1 protein-coding gene is annotated in these 1,321 nt (G+C 30.9%); it reads right to left on the bottom strand.

The window, feature by feature from the left end; translation table 11 throughout:
* Positions 1-431 precede the first annotated feature (431 nt).
* A partial coding sequence (locus tag JCM16418_RS23320; protein WP_206777786.1) for a hypothetical protein occupies positions 432-1,321 on the bottom strand: 890 nt, incomplete at its 5' end.

Genomic DNA, 1,321 nt, shown 5'->3' with positions numbered 1-1,321 from the left:
GATGTTACAATAGCAAAGAGTCGAGAAAATAAATTTTTACTTAGATACAAAATATTAATTATATTGTAGAAGGGAAAGATAATAATTAAACTTCAGAGGAATATAAAACACATATGAAAAATAAGACACGTTACAGAAATGAAACTACTGTATTGTGTCTTATTTATTCCATTAAATTAGCTACTCCATAGAATTCCTATTTATTATTAATTAATTCTATTATTTCTTTTTTGTATTAAGTAGAGTATTCCACCAATTATGAACCCGCAAATTATTCCAGCTAATAATGATTTAATAGCAGCGAGAGTAATTTCTTCAGTCGATGAATCAGTTACTGCAATATTAACAATAAATATTAAGCTGAATAGAATCGAGGACACAAGGAAAGATTTTGATTTCAGAAAATTAATCATTTTTTCTCCTCTCTTGTTTTAGTTGACAGTCCTATCCCAAAGTACTCCTCCATTTTTATCGCCTTCTTGGAATACATTATAAAATTTATCCTGAACAGTTAGTCCATAACCCGCGATTTCGAGTCCGAAATGAAATTTACCTTTTCCGTAAATTCTCACTTTACCAGTCATTTCATAGGTAACTCCTTCTTCCCAATCGTCAACCTGCCAAATTGATAATGTACCTCTATTATACCAAGCATCAACTAGATGAGGATTAACTGCGGTGCCATTATAGGTGAAGTACCCTTGTACACTAATTGAGAAAATTGTGTTGCCAATTATACTTTTAACATCGAGTGTATACGTTTTTGTTGGTGTTGCTTGACTTGCTGCTAATTTCGCCATATAGCTCGATTGTGCAGAAGCGTTATCAATAACTTGTTCATCACTAGTTATTGTTTCGACAATAAAGAATGGGGAATTAGTTAATGTAATTTTAACATTATCTGAGATAATATGTTGTTCGAAATTTCCATTCTCAATGTTAGTTCTTAAATAACTTTTGAGATCCAAATTGCTATCAGATGCAGTTTCTGGAAGAACAGTTTTTTGATTTGTATTAACAAAGTAATCTGTTAATAAGGTTCCATCTACAGGATTATTTCGAAAATATGAATCGATCGCTTGATTTGCTTCTTTCGTATTGTTAACATCAGCCTGCTCCAAATTCTTAATAAGATTATCTTGAATGATTTTTATTTCTTCAAGATAATGAGTCTGCACTGGTGTAGCACCGACGGTTGCTGAAAATAAACTGAACATTAGTAAACAAGAGAATAAAAGCATAAAACATTTCTTCATAATATGATCTCCTTTTGGGATTATTTGGAATAATATGGAGTTTATTGATTGTAACACAAAAAACT

This window comes from Paenibacillus pini JCM 16418 (genome assembly GCF_000576305.1).
In the GTDB taxonomy this organism is placed as follows: Bacteria; Bacillota; Bacilli; order Paenibacillales; family Paenibacillaceae; genus Paenibacillus_AQ; species Paenibacillus_AQ pini.
Note: the sequence above shows the minus strand (reverse complement) of the source record. Positions and strands in the feature narration are given on the sequence as shown.